Source organism: Pseudomonas sp. UBA5568 (genome assembly GCF_002425525.1).
GTDB classification, from domain to species: domain Bacteria; phylum Pseudomonadota; class Gammaproteobacteria; order Pseudomonadales; family Pseudomonadaceae; genus Aquipseudomonas; species Aquipseudomonas fulva.
Genome location: NZ_DIMK01000025.1, coordinates 32,564 through 48,606 on the forward strand (window position 1 = coordinate 32,564; position 16,043 = coordinate 48,606).

General features: G+C 61.8%; 13 protein-coding genes and 3 tRNA genes. 7 read left to right on the forward strand and 9 right to left on the reverse strand.

Annotation, left to right across the window (positions count from 1 at the left end):
- Positions 1 to 374: 374 nt before the first annotated feature.
- The 5 genes from B2S33_RS08045 to B2S33_RS08065 form a co-directional block, all read right to left on the reverse strand.
- Positions 375 to 1,667, reverse strand: a complete 1,293-nt coding sequence (locus tag B2S33_RS08045; protein ID WP_288650130.1) for a virulence factor family protein — start codon at positions 1,665 to 1,667, stop codon at positions 375 to 377.
- Positions 1,667 to 4,309 (reverse strand): bifunctional lysylphosphatidylglycerol flippase/synthetase MprF, encoded by a 2,643-nt coding sequence (gene mprF / locus B2S33_RS08050; protein ID WP_027914205.1) that lies wholly within the window; start codon positions 4,307 to 4,309, stop codon positions 1,667 to 1,669. The genes B2S33_RS08045 and mprF overlap by 1 nt, the downstream gene beginning before the upstream one ends.
- A gap of 258 nt (positions 4,310 to 4,567) precedes the next feature.
- Positions 4,568 to 4,644 (reverse strand) — tRNA-Met (locus B2S33_RS08055).
- A gap of 160 nt (positions 4,645 to 4,804) precedes the next feature.
- Positions 4,805 to 4,881: transfer RNA gene (locus tag B2S33_RS08060), tRNA-Met, on the reverse strand.
- Positions 4,882 to 5,016: 135 nt separating this feature from the next.
- Positions 5,017 to 5,089, reverse strand: a tRNA-Met gene (locus B2S33_RS08065).
- A gap of 208 nt (positions 5,090 to 5,297) precedes the next feature.
- Here B2S33_RS08065 and dinB point away from each other — a divergent pair.
- Positions 5,298 to 6,362, forward strand: a complete 1,065-nt coding sequence (dinB, locus tag B2S33_RS08070) for a DNA polymerase IV (RefSeq protein ID WP_288650131.1) — start codon at positions 5,298 to 5,300, stop codon at positions 6,360 to 6,362.
- Positions 6,363 to 6,540: 178 nt separating this feature from the next.
- Here dinB and B2S33_RS08075 read toward each other — a convergent pair whose 3' ends face one another.
- The 3 genes from B2S33_RS08075 to B2S33_RS08085 all read right to left on the reverse strand — a co-directional run bounded on the left by B2S33_RS08075 (position 6,541) and on the right by B2S33_RS08085 (position 10,658).
- The gene (locus B2S33_RS08075; RefSeq protein ID WP_288650132.1) at positions 6,541 to 7,491 is read right to left on the reverse strand and encodes a hypothetical protein; all 951 of its coding nucleotides are present in this window, start codon (positions 7,489 to 7,491) and stop codon (positions 6,541 to 6,543) included.
- A 20-nt stretch (positions 7,492 to 7,511) separates the two neighbouring features.
- Positions 7,512 to 9,227 carry a proline--tRNA ligase gene (locus tag B2S33_RS08080; protein ID WP_027914208.1) on the reverse strand — a complete coding sequence of 572 codons (1,716 nt, stop codon included), beginning with the start codon at positions 9,225 to 9,227 and terminating at the stop codon, positions 7,512 to 7,514.
- Positions 9,228 to 9,386: 159 nt separating this feature from the next.
- Complete coding sequence (locus B2S33_RS08085) at positions 9,387 to 10,658, reverse strand: OprD family porin (protein WP_027914209.1); 1,272 nt, start codon at positions 10,656 to 10,658, stop codon at positions 9,387 to 9,389.
- A gap of 586 nt (positions 10,659 to 11,244) precedes the next feature.
- Here B2S33_RS08085 and B2S33_RS08090 point away from each other — a divergent pair.
- Together B2S33_RS08090 and B2S33_RS08095 are read left to right on the forward strand one after the other, a co-directional pair.
- A complete protein-coding gene (locus B2S33_RS08090) occupies positions 11,245 to 11,676 on the forward strand; it encodes an HIT domain-containing protein (RefSeq protein WP_288650133.1) in 432 nt (143 codons plus the stop codon).
- Positions 11,666 to 11,872 (forward strand): SlyX family protein, encoded by a 207-nt coding sequence (locus B2S33_RS08095; RefSeq protein WP_027914211.1) that lies wholly within the window; start codon positions 11,666 to 11,668, stop codon positions 11,870 to 11,872. Before B2S33_RS08090 ends, B2S33_RS08095 begins: the two co-directional genes overlap by 11 nt.
- Positions 11,873 to 11,950: 78 nt before the next feature.
- Here the strand turns inward: B2S33_RS08095 and B2S33_RS08100 are convergent, their stop codons facing one another.
- The gene (locus tag B2S33_RS08100; protein ID WP_027914212.1) at positions 11,951 to 12,544 is read right to left on the reverse strand and encodes a cold-shock protein; all 594 of its coding nucleotides are present in this window, start codon (positions 12,542 to 12,544) and stop codon (positions 11,951 to 11,953) included.
- A gap of 273 nt (positions 12,545 to 12,817) precedes the next feature.
- Here B2S33_RS08100 and B2S33_RS08105 point away from each other — a divergent pair, with 273 nt between their 5' ends.
- From B2S33_RS08105 to aspS, 4 genes are all read left to right on the forward strand, one after another.
- Positions 12,818 to 13,291 (forward strand): Dps family protein, encoded by a 474-nt coding sequence (locus tag B2S33_RS08105; RefSeq protein ID WP_023536324.1) that lies wholly within the window; start codon positions 12,818 to 12,820, stop codon positions 13,289 to 13,291.
- A gap of 138 nt (positions 13,292 to 13,429) precedes the next feature.
- Positions 13,430 to 13,759 carry a ribbon-helix-helix domain-containing protein gene (locus B2S33_RS08110; RefSeq protein WP_027914213.1) on the forward strand — a complete coding sequence of 110 codons (330 nt, stop codon included), beginning with the start codon at positions 13,430 to 13,432 and terminating at the stop codon, positions 13,757 to 13,759.
- A 92-nt stretch (positions 13,760 to 13,851) separates the two neighbouring features.
- Complete coding sequence (locus B2S33_RS08115) at positions 13,852 to 14,073, forward strand: FmdB family zinc ribbon protein (RefSeq protein ID WP_023536249.1); 222 nt, start codon at positions 13,852 to 13,854, stop codon at positions 14,071 to 14,073.
- A 93-nt stretch (positions 14,074 to 14,166) separates the two neighbouring features.
- Complete coding sequence (gene aspS, locus B2S33_RS08120) at positions 14,167 to 15,942, forward strand: aspartate--tRNA ligase (RefSeq protein WP_027914214.1); 1,776 nt, start codon at positions 14,167 to 14,169, stop codon at positions 15,940 to 15,942.
- Positions 15,943 to 16,043: the final 101 nt, after the last annotated feature.

The window sequence follows — 16,043 nt, forward strand, 5'->3', positions numbered from 1 at the left end:
GCCTAGTGATGTTTGCGGCGATGCGCAGATACTGGGGCTGGTGCGCAGCCCATCGCGGCCGGTCCGGCGCCCCGGCGAGGCCGTTCTGACACTGACCGCGTAACGCCTGAGTCAGTAGCTTCACAGGGCTTTGTAGGAGCAACTGTCTGGCACCGCCCCTGACAGCTAGCAGATTTCCGGGTAGGAGCGGCCCTTGTGCCGCGATGGGCCGCAGCGCGGCCCCGGCAATATACGCTGCGAAGCTGAAATCTAAGGGCTGCTGCGCAGCTTAACGCGGCATGAGGTCATGCAGGGGGGCAGGGTAACCCCTGATTCGCGCTATCAGAGCCACCCGCTCGACCTGACCCCAGTGACTGCTGTCCTTACCCCAACCCTCAATTCTGCTCGGCCACACTCGACTTGCCCTGACGGGTCTCGATCTCATCGATCAGCCGCTTGGCCAGGGCAGGGTAGTTTTCATCGAAGTGGTGCCCGCCCGGCAGTTTCAGACGCTCGCCCACGGCGGTCTTGTCGGTGCAACCGCTTTCGTCGCTTTCTTCCACCCCGTATACGCACACCACTTTCGCAGCCGGCAGCTTGGCCATCTCAGGTCCAGTGGGCGCCTCTTGACCTTCCTTGCCCAGCCAGCCTTCGACTTCGATCTCGAAGCTGCCGCTGCGGGCAAAGGCCAGCAGCATGACAGCGTCCACCCGTTGCTGGTCTTCAGCCGGCAGGCGGTTGTAGATGGCAGGCAGTACGTCAGCACCGAACGAGTACCCCGTCAGGACGAAACGCTTGGTCCCCCACTTCTGCCGATAGTGGTGCATCAGTTCGGACAGGTCGGCAGCACTTTGCTCCGGTGTCTTGTGTTGCCAGTAGTAGCGCAGGGTATCGATGCCCACCACCGGATAGCCCAGCTTGGCCATCTCCCCGGCCACGTCGCGGTCCAGGTCGCGCCAGCCGCCGTCGCCGGACAAGAACAGCGTGACGGTATCGGTGGTTTGACCGGCAGGGACCTCAACCACGGGAATCGCCAGTGCGTTGCCATCCTGGCCCACCAAGGCCTGGGTCAGCTGTGCCTTGAGCACTTGCGGCAGGTGGATGTCATAGTCGCTGATGCTGGTTTCGGCATTGTTCTGGTCACGCACGAAGGCCGCACTGGCATCGTCCGGATTATCGTTCCACGCCACGCTCCAGTGGCCGTGGGGCGCGGTCTTTGGCAGCGGTACCTGACACCCTGGCTGCTCGACCGTAAAGCCCACGGAAATTGCCCGGGCCTTGTCGTCGTTCTGGCTGGCCAGCCAGCGCCAGGCTTGGGTGGCACCCGGGCCAATGCCGGCGACCAGGGTCGGTTTGCTCGGCAACTGCGCCAGGGCCGTGTCCATGGCTTGCTGCTGCTTGGCGCAATCACCGGCAGGCAGCACCACTTGCACCAATTGCGCTTCGGCCGCCTGGCCAAGGTCCAGCAACTGCTTGTGGGTCAGGGCCTGGTCCTGTGGCACGCCGATCGCCACCCAGGCGGTGGGGTGCACCCCTGGGGTAACGCGGGTGATGCTGGCATCGTTGATTTGAAGTTGCTCAAGCTGTGCCTCAGGGGCCGGCCGCGTCCAGAACCAGAACGCCGTGGCGCCGGCCAGGGCGGCCAGCAGCAGGGTGATCCACGGGTAAAGCCAAAAGCGTCGGGTCATCAGCGTTTCACCAATCCAGTCAAGCCGCCGGCAATCAGGGCGGCAGTGTCGGCCAGTGCCACCAGCGGGTCGAGCCCGGCAGGCACGGCCATGTAGCGAGGTTCCCAGTCAGGCTGGAACTTGTCCTTGAACCGGCGCAGCCCCTGGAAGTTGTAGAGTTGCTCGCCACGGCGGAACACCATCGAGCCCAGACGCTGGGTCAAGGGCGCACCGCGCCGTGGTTGCAGCCCCGACAGCGGTACCATGCCCAGGCTGAACCGGCCGTAATCATGGCTTTTGTAATGCAGGATCAAGCCAATCATCATGAACTCCATGGTCAGCTTGGGGGCCTCCGGGTGTGCACGCATCAGGTCGAGGCTGGCCAGCTCGTTGCTGTGGGTCTCGAGCAGGTTGGCAAAGGCCACGGGGCGGCCTTGGAAGCGAATCAGGGCGATACGGAAGTGCTGCAGGTAATCCGGGCTGAAACGGCCCAGCGAAAAGCCCTTTTCGCGAACGTTCTTGCCACTGAGCCATGCATCGGAAATTTCCTTGAGCTCAGCCAGCGGCGCATGGCCTGGCTCATGGATTTCCAGGCTCAGCCCGTCACGGCCGCCTCGGTTCCACGTGTAGCGCAGGTCCTTCATTTCCTTGCCTTTGGCATCGAGGTCGAAGCGGCGCAGGTCGACACGGGCTTCCTCGCCCAGCTTCAGGGCAGTCAGGCCGATGTCCATGTAGAACGGCAGGTTCTCCGCGCGCACCTGGTAAAACACTGGTCGAGCATGGTGCAGGTCGCACAGGTCGCGGAACTGCCAGATCATCTCGGCACGCTCCTGGGCCGGCCCGATCGGATCGTACAGCGCAACCAGACTACGACCACGGCGGGCATACATCAGAAACGCGTTGTCCCGGGGATGGAACAGCAGCGCCTTGTCGCCGGTCAGGGCCAGGCCGCCATCAGGCTGGTCGGACGCCTGCAGAATACGGTGAGCCCGTTGCAGTTCGGCTTCATCGGGCAGGTGGATCACCGGCGGTGCGGTGCGCAGCAACCAGGTCAGCGCCAGCGCTGCCAGCAGCAAGGCACTGCCCATCGCCGCACGCAGGCCACGGGGGGCATCGGCGTCCAGGGTGAACTGCCACCACAGCTGATGGCTGTAGGGCACATCCTGGTAGGCGAACAACAGCAGCCACACCGAGGCGCCCACCGCGCAGGCACTGGCCACCAGATACACTGGCGAGAACGGCAGTTCCATCAAGCGGCTGGGCCGGTAGAACGAGCGGCGGAACAAGGCCAGGAGCGCGGCCGTGAACGTCAGCAGGCAGGCCTCTTCCCAGTCGAAGCCCTTGAGCAGCGAGAGCAATGCCCCCACCAGCAGCAGCACCGTGGTCAGCAGCCACGCGGCCGACAGGCGCCGGCGCAGGCCTTGGGCCAGCAACAGGCACAGCACGCCGATCAGGCTGGCGCCGAAGTGGGAGGCATCGATCAGCCGATGGGGGATCAGAAAGCCCATGTGCTCAAGGCGGGTATCGATCTCGGGCGTGGCGCCGGAAAACAGCAATACCACCCCCGAGAGGAAGACCATGATGGCCAGGATAGGCGCTGCCAGCCCAGAGGCAGCCTTCATGGCCTGCCGCGCGAACAGCAGACGCCGGGCTTCGTTGGCCAATAGCAGGACGCAGGCCAGCAGAAGCGGCAGCACCACATAGATGATGCGGTACAACAGCAATGCGGCTGCCAGCGGCGCAGCGCCCAATTGGTTGGCGAACGCGGCCAGCAGGATGGCCTCGAACACCCCAACACCACCGGGCACATGGCTGAGCACACCCGCGGCCAGCGCCAGTAGGTAGACCAGTACGAAGGCGCCAAAGGGGGGCGCTTCGGGCAGCAGCAGGTAGAGCACGGTGGCCGCGGCGGCCACGTCCAGGGCCGTGATCAGCAGTTGCAGGCCAGTCAGCCGTGCGCCGGGCAGTCGCAGCGTGCGCCGGCCCAGTTGCACCAACAGGTTGTCAGGCACTGGCTGCTCGGCCAACCGCTTGCGATACAGGCCAACTGCCAACAAGGCGCAAGCGGCCAGGACGGCAACCGCAACGCCAGCCAGCAAGCCCTGCGGCAACCGCAGGGCAGTCGAGGCGGCAGGCAGATTGCTCAGGGTGGCCAATGCCGCAAGCGGTGGCAAAGCACAACCGAGTGAAAGGCTGGCGAAGACCGTCATGCGTGCGACTTCGCCCGCGCCCACGCCTTGGCGTGCATACAGGCGGTAGCGCACCGAACCGCCGGATAGCATGGACAGGCCGATGGCATTGCCGATGGCAAAGGCGCTGAAACCACCCAGTACCAACGTTCGCGCAGGCAGCTTGACCCCAGCGTAGCGGCTGGCCGACCACTCGTAGCCCAGCAGGATCACGAAACCGATCACGGTCGCCAGCAGCGCGCCAAGCAGTGACTGCACTGGCACTTCGAGCATGGCATCGTGCAAGGCATAGATGTCCAGCTCGCTCAGCAGGTGGCGGCAGGCGATCAAGGCCATGGTGAACAGCACCAGCGTCACCGCCAGCCCAATCGGCTGACGATAGCGGCTTATCCGTTCAAGCAAAGGCAGGCGCTGCACGGCTCCGGGCAGCGCTGTGGCCAGCGGCACCGAAGGTTCAGGGTTCTGAGCGGTCATGGATTACCTCGGGCGTCAGGCACGAGGTGAAGAAGAGGCGCGGCCAAGTGAAAGTCCCTTTGGAAAACGTATCCAATATTACTCCGGCCATGGGCGCTTAACAGCCCGGCAGGGGTTAAAGATAGTTCATCCACGCAAGGGTAGCGCCCGCCGCTAATCGGGTATGCGCCAAGGCATGCAAGCGTCGCTTGCAAGTAAGGGGGTAGAAACGAAAAACCCCGCGCGTATCGCTACGCACGGGGTTTGTTCTGACGAATATGGTTGCGGGAGCCGGATTTGAACCGACGACCTTCGGGTTATGAGCCCGACGAGCTACCAGACTGCTCCATCCCGCGTCAGAGGTGCGCATTCTACAGCGAAGCGCATTGGTGTCAAGCGTTTAATGAAGCGCGAGGCCAACGCTTGAACAGAGCAGGGCGCATCCATGCTTACCCTGTTGCCGTTTGACAGGCAAAGAAAAAGGCCACTGCGTTAACAGTGGCCTTTTCTTGAACTTGGTTGCGGGAGCCGGATTTGAACCGACGACCTTCGGGTTATGAGCCCGACGAGCTACCAGACTGCTCCATCCCGCGTCTGTGGGGCGGATTCTACAGCTTCAGCCGGTGGTGTCAAGTGCTACTCATTGATTTAGCGAGGTTTTTTACGAATTGCTTTTCGCGCGCGCAAAGAAAAAGGCCACTGTGTGAACAGTGGCCTTTTCTCGAATCTGGTTGCGGGAGCCGGATTTGAACCGACGACCTTCGGGTTATGAGCCCGACGAGCTNNCTGCTCCATCCCGCGCCTGTGAAATCGAATTCTACGGATTTATCATGCAGTGTCAAGCAAATAGTGTGAAAAGCCCTTTTTGTTCAATCCTTTAGGTGTGTAAAGCGCGGGCTTGGGTAGCGCTCATGCAGTGAATGCCGGCGCTGCCCAACCATGCCCATGCTGTTTGAACCTGAAACCATGCGCTATTATCTGTATGAATTTACAGTGCTTATGGTCATACATGTCCCTGCGCAAGATCATCCACGTCGACTGCGACTGCTTTTATGCCGCCATCGAAATGCGCGACGACCCTCGTCTTGCAGGTCGTCCCATGGCAGTGGGCGGGTCGGCCGAAAGGCGTGGGGTCATCGCCACGTGCAACTATGAAGCGCGTGCCTACGGGGTGCGTTCTGCAATGTCGTCCCGTCACGCCCTCAAGTTGTGCCCGGACCTGCTGATCGTCAAACCTCGCTTCGAGGCTTACCGTGAGGCTTCTCGAGAGATACATGCCACCTTTCGTGACTACACCGACCTGATCGAGCCGCTGTCGTTGGACGAGGCCTACCTGGATGTCAGCGAAAGCCAATGGTATGCCGGCAGCGCTACACGCATCGCCGAAGACATCCGTCGGCGCGTGGCTCGTACCCTGCACATCACCGTCTCGGCCGGGGTGGCGCCCAACAAGTTTCTGGCCAAGATCGCCAGCGACTGGCGCAAGCCCAATGGCCTGTTCGTGATCAAGCCTGATGAAATAGAAGCGTTCGTGGCGGCGCTGCCGGTCACCCGTTTGCACGGTGTGGGCAAGGTCACTGCAGACAAGCTGACCCGCCTGGGGATCGAGACCTGCTCGCAGTTGCGCGACTGGTCTCGCCTGGCGCTGGTACGTGAGTTCGGCACCTTTGGCGAGCGGTTGTGGGGGCTGGCGCGTGGTATCGATGAGCGCGTGGTTCAAAACGACAGTCGACGGCAGTCGGTCAGCGTGGAGAATACCTACGACACCGACCTGCCGGACCTGCCCAGTTGCCTGGCACGGTTGCCGGAGTTGCTGCAGAGCCTGAACGAGCGCATCGAGCGAATGGACAGCACCTACCGGCCGGAAAAGCCTTTCGTCAAGGTAAAGTTCCATGACTTCACCCAGACCACCCTTGAGCAGGCAGGCGCCGGCAGGGACTTGGACAGTTACCGGCAGCTGGTGACGCAGGCGTTCGCGCGCGGTGGTAAACCTGTTCGATTGCTCGGTGTAGGGGTGAGATTACGGGACTTGCGCAGCGCGCATGAACAGCTGGAGCTTTTCCCGCCGGCATAGCGTGCAGTTGAAGGAAGGTGTTGAGAGACGCGAAAGTGCCGCTGTCATGGCGTACTTCAGGTTTATCGCCGACATGTAGGCTTCCATTATGGGGCCAGGCAGCGCGTAAGGCCTTTTAAAAGCAGTTGCCGGCGTTGAACCCACCACGGGTTCAACGCAGGTCAACCACAGGCGGCCATCAATGCCCGGGGTCGGCAACCAGTCGGCCAGTGGCTTTGGTCAAGGACTGCAAGAACTCCTGTTGCAACTCAGGATCGTTGCGCGTCAGCTCGATCAGGCTCTGCTCCAACTCACTGGCTTCCTCTTCAAGGCCCAGCTCGGACAGCCGCTCGACCCGGTGCACCCACTGGCTCACCTCATCATCTTCGAGGTCGTCGAAAATCAGCTCGTGAGCTTCACGCAGCTTGTTGCGCAGCGTGGCGCTGATCAACAAACTGGCATCACCGCGCACGGCATTGTCCTCATCGACCACTTGCAGGTGCAAGGTGCCGACGTGGTTGAGGTTCTGCTCCGAGAAGGGGCTGTCGAGCAGGTTCAGGCGCAGAATGCCCGCGCGGTCAGTGGTCAGCTCATAGGTGTTCTTGCCGGCCTTGACCTCCACCAGGCGCTCGCTCCACGGCATGCTCGTGGCCTCTTCGCGCTTGGCTTTCTGCACTTCGCTGATGCCTGCGAGGTTCTGCTGGGCGCGGCCATTGGAGGGCACGTTCATGAACGGATTAAGGCCGTCCACGCCATAACTGAGCCAATCGTGGGTAATGCTCTGGGGCAGGTTGCCCAGGGCGAAGACGTTGACCACGTTGGCACCCACGCCCGCCACCACCGCCACGGCGCCCAGCGGAATCTCGTAGATTTCCCGCCAGGGTTGGTAAGGGGTGTAGCGGTCGTAATGGCGCGTCACCTCGAACTCGGTGACCTCGAAACGCTTCTGCTCATGCACGCGCACACGTCGTTGCGGCAGCTCCATCACCTTCGGCTCGCCAACGTCGATCTGCAGGGTGTGTTCGAGCAGTTTGCGCTCGACGCGCTCCTCGTGGTCGCTGCGCTGGGGCATCTGGTTGGCGCAGCCGCTGACGAGCAGGACGCCGCACAGTGCGGCGCCCTTGAGCTTATAGGTACTTCGCTTGGACATGATCACTCGTGCATTGATTATCAGCGGCGAACGCGGGCCTGCAGGAAGGTCAGCACTTCTTCGAGTGGCAACACCTGGGCATCCTGCTCGGTACGGTGTTTGTATTCCAGGTTGCCATCGGCCAGGCTGCGATCGCTGACGACGATACGGTGCGGAATGCCGATCAGCTCCATGTCGGCAAATTTGATGCCGGGGCTGGTCTTCTTGTCGCGGTCGTCGAGCAGCACTTCGTAACCTGCCGCAGTCAGCTCGGCATACAGCTTGTCGGTGGCTTCGCGAACCACTTCGGTTTCATAGCGCAGGGGTACCAGGGCGATCTGGAAGGGCGCCAGGGCATCGTTCCAGATAATGCCTTTCTCATCGTGGTTCTGCTCGATGGCCGCGGCCACCACGCGGGACACGCCAATGCCATAGCAGCCCATGGACAGCATGACCGGCTTGCCGTTTTCGCCCAGGACCTGGCACTTGAGCGCCTCGCTGTACTTGGTGCCCAGCTGGAAGATGTGACCCACTTCGATGCCACGCTTGATCACCAGGGTGCCCTGGCCATCCGGGCTTGGGTCGCCCTCGACCACATTGCGCAGGTCGGCCACCTGTGGCACTGGCAAGTCACGCTCCCAGTTCACGCCGAAATAGTGCTTGTCGTCGATGTTGGCACCGATACCGAAGTCGCTCATCAAGGCGACCGAACGGTCGATCACGCATTCGAGCGGCAGGTTCAGCGGGCCCAAAGAGCCTGCGCCAGCACCAATGGCCTCGCGCAGTTCGGCATCGGTGGCCATGACCAGGGGGTCGGCCACCTGTTCCAGCTTCGCGGCCTTGATTTCGTTGAGCTCGTGATCGCCGCGCACGATCAGGGCGACCAGCTTGCCTTCCTCGGCGCCGCGTACGATCAGGGTCTTGACGGTCTTTTCGATTGGCAGACCGAAGTTTTCGACCAGTTGGGCGATGGTCTTGGCATCGGGCGTGTCGACCAGGCGCAGTTCTTCGGTAGGGGCAGGGCGCACGGTTTCGCGCGGCACGGCCTCGGCCTTTTCGATGTTGGCGGCGTAGTCGGAGCTGTCGCTGAAGATCACATCGTCTTCACCGGACTGGGCAAGGACGTGGAATTCATGGGAATAGCTACCACCAATGGAACCGGTGTCGGCCTGCACTGGGCGGAAATCCAGCCCCAGACGGGTGAACACATTGGTGTACGCCTGGTGCATGCGGTCGTAGGTTTCCTGCAGGGAAGCCTGGTCGGCATGGAAGGAGTAGGCGTCCTTCATGATGAACTCGCGGCCACGCATCAGGCCGAAGCGCGGACGGATTTCATCGCGGAATTTGGTCTGGATCTGGTACATGTTCAAAGGCAGCTGCTTGTAGCTCGACAGCTCGTTGCGTGCCAGGTCGGTGATGACCTCTTCGTGGGTCGGGCCCACGCAGAAATCGCGCTGATGCCGGTCCTTGACCCGCAGCAGCTCGGGGCCGTACTGCTCCCAGCGGCCGGACTCCTGCCACAGTTCGGCAGGCTGGATGCTGGGCATGAGCACTTCAAGAGCGCCGGCGGCGTTCATTTCCTCGCGCACCACGTTCTCGACCTTGCGCATTACCCGCAGGCCCATTGGCAGCCAGGTGTACAGGCCGGAAGCCAGTTTGCGGATCATGCCGGCACGCAGCATGAGCTGATGGCTGATGACCACTGCGTCGGCAGGGGTTTCTTTTTGGGTGGCGAGCAAATATTGACTGGTGCGCATGGTTAGCCGTGTCGATTGCCTAAGACGTTGAAATAGCCCCGCATTGTACGGGGGTGAAGCCAAGGCGTACAGGATGCCCCAGGGCGTCCTGCTTGTCAGCCAAGAAAAAGCCCGGCGCGGTCGCCGGGCTTTTCAGGTGCGAAGCGTTGCAAGCCAGGCTTACAGGATGCTCAGCGGGTACTCCACGATCAGGCGCAGCTCGTCCAAGGATGGGGAGCCGTAGTAGACGCCATCGGAGGAACGGTAGGTGGCTTGACGAACGCGGAAGCTCAGGTCCTTGGCCGGGCCTTCTTGCATCACGTACTTGATGTCGATGTCGCGTTCCCATTCCTTGCCGTTGCTGGTGGTGCCGGTGTCGGCGCCGCTGCCACGCACGTAGCGGGTCATGAAGCTCAGGCCTGGAATGCCATACTCGGCGAAGTTCAGGTCGTAGCGAGCCTGCCAGGACTTCTCGCCCTCGGCGTTGAAGTCGGAACGGGCCACGGAGTTGGCCAGGAACACGGTACCGCCACCGTCGACGCCGTAGCCATAGTCGCCGTCGCCGGTGACTTTCTGGTAGGCCAGGGTGAAGGTGTGAGCGCCGATGTTGTACGCACCGGACAGGCTGAACGCACGGTTGTCGAGCTTGGTCACGCCGTCTTTTTCGGCGCGCTGCAGGCCTTGGCCGTCGCTCTTGGTGTCATAGAAGTTGAAGTCGAACACCAGGCCTTGCTTGTCCGACAGCGGCAGCGCCCAGTTGACGTTGGCGTAGTATTTGCGCCAGTAGTCTTCGACCTTGGAGTAGTACAGGCTGGTGGACAGGCTGTCGGTGAAGGCATAGGTGCCGCCGAATACGTCGGCTTCCTTCAGGCGCAGGCTGTCGCGGTTGGTCTGCTCCTGACCGGTCAGGCTGGTGAAGCGACCGGCGTGCAGGGTCAGGCCCTTGATGTCGTTGCTGGTCAGCAATGCGCCCTGGGCGATTTCCGGCAGCAGGCGGCTATCGTCGGTGGCGAATACCGGCAGGGCGGTGAACTGGTCGCCGACTTTCAGCACGGTGTCGGAGATACGGAATTTGACCGCGCCGCCACCCTTGGAGTAGTCATCCTGCGCACGGCCGTCCGAGCCGTTCGGGAACAGGCCGGTGCCAGCACGGCCCTTGCCGCTGTCCAGTTTCAGTCCGAGCATGCCGATGGCGTCGATACCCACGCCGACGGTGCCCTGGGTGTAGCCCGACTCGTAAGTGCCCACGAAGCCGAGGCCGGTTTCTTCACGGCGGCTCTGGCCGCCTTCGTTGTTGCGGAAATCACGGCTGAAATACAGCATGCGAGTTTTGACGCTCAGCTTGCTGTCTTCAATGAAACCTTTGGACTCATCCTGCGAAGAGGCCAGTGCCATCTGCGAGGACCCCGCCGAAACGGCCAGGGCGATCATGCTCCACTTCATCACGCGCATCGTGACTTGCTCCTTTGGTTTTTTTAGGAAGAGTACCGCTGCATCCAGGTGTTCTAGTTATAGGGTGCAGCTCTTTCTTGTTATGTCGGCGAAAATGTATAGCACGCTGAAGGTCGTTGGCGATATGGCGCAAAGCACTCTGAATGGAACTTTTTGGCCGTGTCGCTGTCGGGCACTTCAGCGTCGCATCCGAGGGTGGTAACGCCCGGTGTGCAGGTGTTGCAGAGAGCATGCCGACTTGGCGTGAAGGCAATGCAACAAGCGTGCTCAACCTGGGCTTGCATTGATGAATTTTTCACGAAATTTTCAGGAAACCGTTTTAACCGCCGTAAATACGGGGGTTGGTCGGACTGGGCGTCCAGCCCGCTCATCGCGTCCATTCAGTTGGCTAGCTTGCTATCAAAGTCAATGTGTTACCGCAACATGTTAAGGCGGTGTCAATTGTGGTGGGCCAAGGCGCCAGTCAGCGTGGCGAAGCACCTTATTGGTGCGAAAAGTAGCGCTGTGTTACCGCAATCGCGCAAGGTATCCTTGCCGCCGTCTCTACCGCCACCGTGCGGGTCGCTTTGCCTGAAGGAGGTACGCCGTGTTCGTTCTTGATCCACGCTTGCAGCAGGACACTTGGGTGCTGGGCGATTTCGTCCTGTGCCAGTTGCTGCTGAGCCGAGATGCCAACTACCCCTGGTTCATCCTGGTGCCCAGGCGTGCCGAGGTCAGCGAATTGTTTGACCTCAGCCTGGCTGACCAGCACCTGCTCTGGCAGGAAACCACACAGCTTGCCGAGGCACTCAAGCGCAGCTACGGGGCCGACAAGATGAACGTGGCGACGCTGGGCAATGTGGTCAGCCAGATGCACATGCATGTGATCGTTCGCCAGCACGATGATGTGGCCTGGCCTGCACCGGTCTGGGGCAAATGCCCGGCCGTGGCCTATACCGACGCACAAGTACAGGCGGTACGTGCCCGCGTGCGGAATCTGCACCTTGAAGGTTTCCAGGAGGCCGCCCATGTCGCTTGAGCCAAGAATGGTCGAGCTGGAAACGCGCCAGGCATTCCAGGACGACACCCTGCAGGCGCTCAACGATGTGGTGGTCGAGCAAGGGCGCGTGATCGAGCGGCTGCAGTTGCAGATGGCCGAGCTGATCAAGCGTTACGAGGAGATGGCGGGTCAGTATGGCAGCGAGGGTGAAGAGGCGCCGCCGCCTCACTATTGATCATCGTGTCGTCAGGCCTGTCGCAGCCTTGGGCTGAGCGACAGGCCTGGTTTGAACGTGTTTAAGCCTGCTCGCCTGTCAGCGGCGCGTGACGGCGACCACGTCCTCGGCCTGCAGGCCCTTGTCGCGGTGCATCACCGAGAACTCGACGCGTTGACCTTCTACCAGGATGCGATGGCCTTCGCCGCGGATGGCGCGAAAGTGCACGAAGATGTCATCGCCTGAGTCCCGGGAAATGAACCCGAACCCCTTGGACGTGTTGAACCACTTGACCGTGCCCGTATCTCGGTTGCCGGCCTCGGTCAGTGGCTGTTGGCTGCTGCGTACCTTGCGCGCGCCCTGGGCAAAGCCTGCGCCCAGGTGCAGGGCCACAGCCAGTGCGGCGCACACCAGCGCCGCCAGGTTGCCAAGCTCTGGTCGAGCGAGCACGGTAAGGGTTTGAAGTACCACAGCCACCACCAGCAGGGCACAGGCGAGATATTGCAGTTGCTGCCTGGCACCTCGGTAGTACAGCGGTACGACAGGGGCCAGGATCAGGTTGAGCAAGCCGAACAGGGCCAGATAGACCGCGTCGGGTTGTTGCAGGAAAGGCGTTGCCTCGGTTTTAAGACTGGGAATGAACGCTAGCAGCAAGGCTGCCGCGCCTGTCACCAGGTGGACGATCTTGAACATGGGATTGGCTCACATTGATTGAAGCTGATCACGGGAAGAGCTGACGGCCCGGTGCGCATGAAGTGTTGGCGCGAACACGTGGCCTTCTGCCTATGCATTCGGCAATTACAGTCCGCACGAATGGCACGCTGCCTATTTAACCGTAAACCTGCAGGGTACTCAAACTGCCACCCGGCGCCCTGCCTGCGGCCACCTGGCAGAGGCACGGCGCTCAGAGTGTTGCTAAAGTGGTCGGCACCCGCTTGGGTTTCACGTTTTCCGAAGGGGAGCATCATGGCAATCGATATCGGCATCAGTGAAGAAGATCGCAAGTCCATCGTCGATGGGCTTTCCCGCCTGCTTTCAGATACCTACGTGCTGTATCTGAAAACCCACAATTTCCATTGGAACGTCACCGGGCCCTCGTTCCGTACCCTGCACCTGATGTTCGAGGAGCAGTACAACGAGCTGGCGCTGGCGGTGGACGCCATTGCCGAGCGCATCCGCGCCCTGGGTTTCCCGGCGCCTGGGTCCTACGCGTTCTACGCCAAGCACTCTTCCATCAAGGAAGAGGAGGGCGTCCCCCCAGCCGACGAGATGATCCGGCAACTGGTGCAAGGGCAGGAAGCGGTGGTGCGCACCGCCCGCAGTATCTTCCCAGCGGTGGACAAGGTCAGCGATGAGCCAACCGCCGACCTGCTCACCCAGCGCATGCAAGTGCACGAAAAGACCGCATGGATGCTGCGCGTACTGCTCGACGAGAAATAACCGGGCCGTGCCGGCAGGCCTTTCCAGGGTGACTGGGCGGGCCTGCCGCTTTCTGTGCGGGAAGGGTTTGCCGCTGCTCTGCAATGGCCCGTTCGGCGCTTGATACACCCCTTGGTTCAATCATCAGGAGGTGTGCAGATGGCTCAGTCTGGGAAACGGACGGCAGGTCAGGGGCGCTGGCCCGGCAAGCAATGCGTCGACCCATTCACGGCAGATTTCGACATGCTGCAGACCCAGCCTGTGTCTCGCTCGGTGCGGCTCAACGGTTTTTCCACCTGCCTGCGCCTCGAGGCCGTGTATTGGGGTATCCTCGAGCGCATTGCCGCTGCCAACCAATGCTCGGTCAGTGCGGTGTTGTCCTATGTAGACCGTGAGGTGCACCTGCGCCAAGGGGGCGTGCGCAACTTCAGCGGCCTCATACGGGTGATCTGCGTGGCCTGGTTGCAGCAGCCGCCGACGTCGCACTGATCGCCCGGCGGGCTGCGCAGCGCTGGTTAACCATATATAATCCCGCCTTTTGCTGCCCAGGCAGCCAGCGTTATGGTTGACGAGAGACATCCATGCCCCTTTACGACTATCAATGTGCATCCTGCGAGCATCGCATGGAAGTGCTGCAGAAAATCAGCGCCGCGCCGCTCACCGACTGCCCGGCCTGCCAGGCGCCGGCGATGAAGAAACTGCTGTCGGTGCCCGGCTTTCGCCTGAGCGGCAACGGCTGGTACGAAACCGACTTCAAGACCGGTGCGAAAAAGAATCTGGCAGGCGGCGACAAGGCCGACTGAGTTGAATGCTATGACCGGGTCTTGCAGTATTAGCCCTCCGGGCGGCCAAGGCCTCCATCGAATACACGAATCACGAGAAGCGAAACCACCATCATGATGCGCAGCCATTATTGCGGCCAACTGAACGAGAGCCTGGACGGCCAGGAAGTCACCCTTTGCGGCTGGGTCCATCGTCGCCGGGACCACGGCGGGGTGATCTTCCTCGACATCCGTGACCGCGAGGGCATGGCCCAGGTCGTTTTCGATCCGGATCGCGCCGACACCTTCGCCGCAGCCGACCGTGTGCGCAGCGAGTACGTCGTGCAGATCACCGGCAAGGTCCGCCGTCGCCCGGAAGGTGCTGTGAACAGCAACATGGCCTCCGGTGCCATCGAAATCCTCGGCTATCAGCTCAACGTGCTGAACGAAGCCGAAACCCCGCCGTTCCCGCTCAACGAATACTCCGACGTTGGTGAGGAAACGCGTCTGCGCTACCGTTTCATCGACCTGCGTCGTCCTGAGATGGCCGACAAGCTGCGCCTGCGCTCGCGCATCACCAGCAGCATTCGACGCTTTCTCGACGAAAACGGCTTCCTCGATGTGGAAACGCCGATTCTGACCCGCGCCACGCCTGAAGGCGCGCGCGATTACCTGGTGCCAAGCCGCACCCACGCCGGCAGCTTCTTCGCCCTGCCGCAGTCGCCACAGCTGTTCAAGCAGTTGCTGATGGTCGCCGGTTTCGACCGCTACTACCAGATTGCCAAGTGCTTCCGTGACGAAGACCTGCGTGCCGATCGCCAGCCAGAATTCACCCAGATCGACATCGAGACCAGCTTCCTGGACGAGTCCGAGATCATGGGCCTGACCGAGAGCATGATCCGCAAGCTGTTCAAGGAAGTGCTGGACCTGGAGTTCGGCGAATTCCCGCACATGACCTTCGAGGAAGCCATGCGTCGCTATGGCTCCGACAAGCCAGACCTGCGCATCCCGCTGGAACTGGTCGACGTCGCCGACCAGCTCAAGGACGTGGACTTCAAGGTGTTCGCCGGCCCTGCCAACGATCCTAAATGCCGCGTCACCGCGCTGCGACTGCCAGGCGGCGCCAGCATGCCGCGCAGCAAGATCGACGAGTACACCAAGTTCGTTGGCATCTACGGTGCCCGCGGCCTTGCCTACATCAAGGTCAACGAGCGTGCCAAGGGCGTTGAAGGCCTGCAGTCGCCGATCGTCAAGAACATCCCCGAGGCCAACCTCAACACCATCCTCGACCGCGTGGGCGCCGTTGACGGCGACATCGTGTTCTTCGGTGCCGACAAGTTCAAGGTGGTCAGCGAAGCGCTGGGCGCCCTGCGTATTCGCCTGGGTCACGACTTCGAACTGTTCACCTGCGAGTGGGCGCCGATGTGGGTCGTTGACTTCCCCATGTTCGAAGAGAACGAAGACGGCAGCTTCACCGCGCTGCACCACCCGTTCACCGCGCCCAAGTGCACGCCCGAGGAACTGGAGGCCAACCCGGCCACGGCCCTGTCCCGTGCCTATGACATGGTGCTCAATGGCACCGAACTCGGTGGCGGTTCGATCCGTATCCACCGCAAGGAAATGCAGCAGGCCGTGTTCCGCCTGCTGGGTATCGAAGCGGCGGAACAGGAAGAGAAGTTCGGCTTCCTGCTCGATGCCCTGAAGTTCGGTGCACCGCCTCACGGTGGCCTGGCCTTCGGCCTGGATCGCCTGGTCATGCTGATGACCGGCGCCCAGTCGATTCGTGAAGTGATTGCCTTCCCGAAAACCCAGAGCGCTGCGTGTGTCATGACCCAGGCACCGGGCATGGTCGACGCCAAGGCATTGCGCGAGCTGCACATCCGTCTGCGCGAGCAGACCAAGGTCGAGTAATCGGCCCGGGCGCAGCCGGCGGTTGCGCCCACGCGCTTCGGCGCAGTCTTTCCACGTTCCGCCCTTCGGGGCGGAACCTGTTTCTGTTACAAGGATCGGGA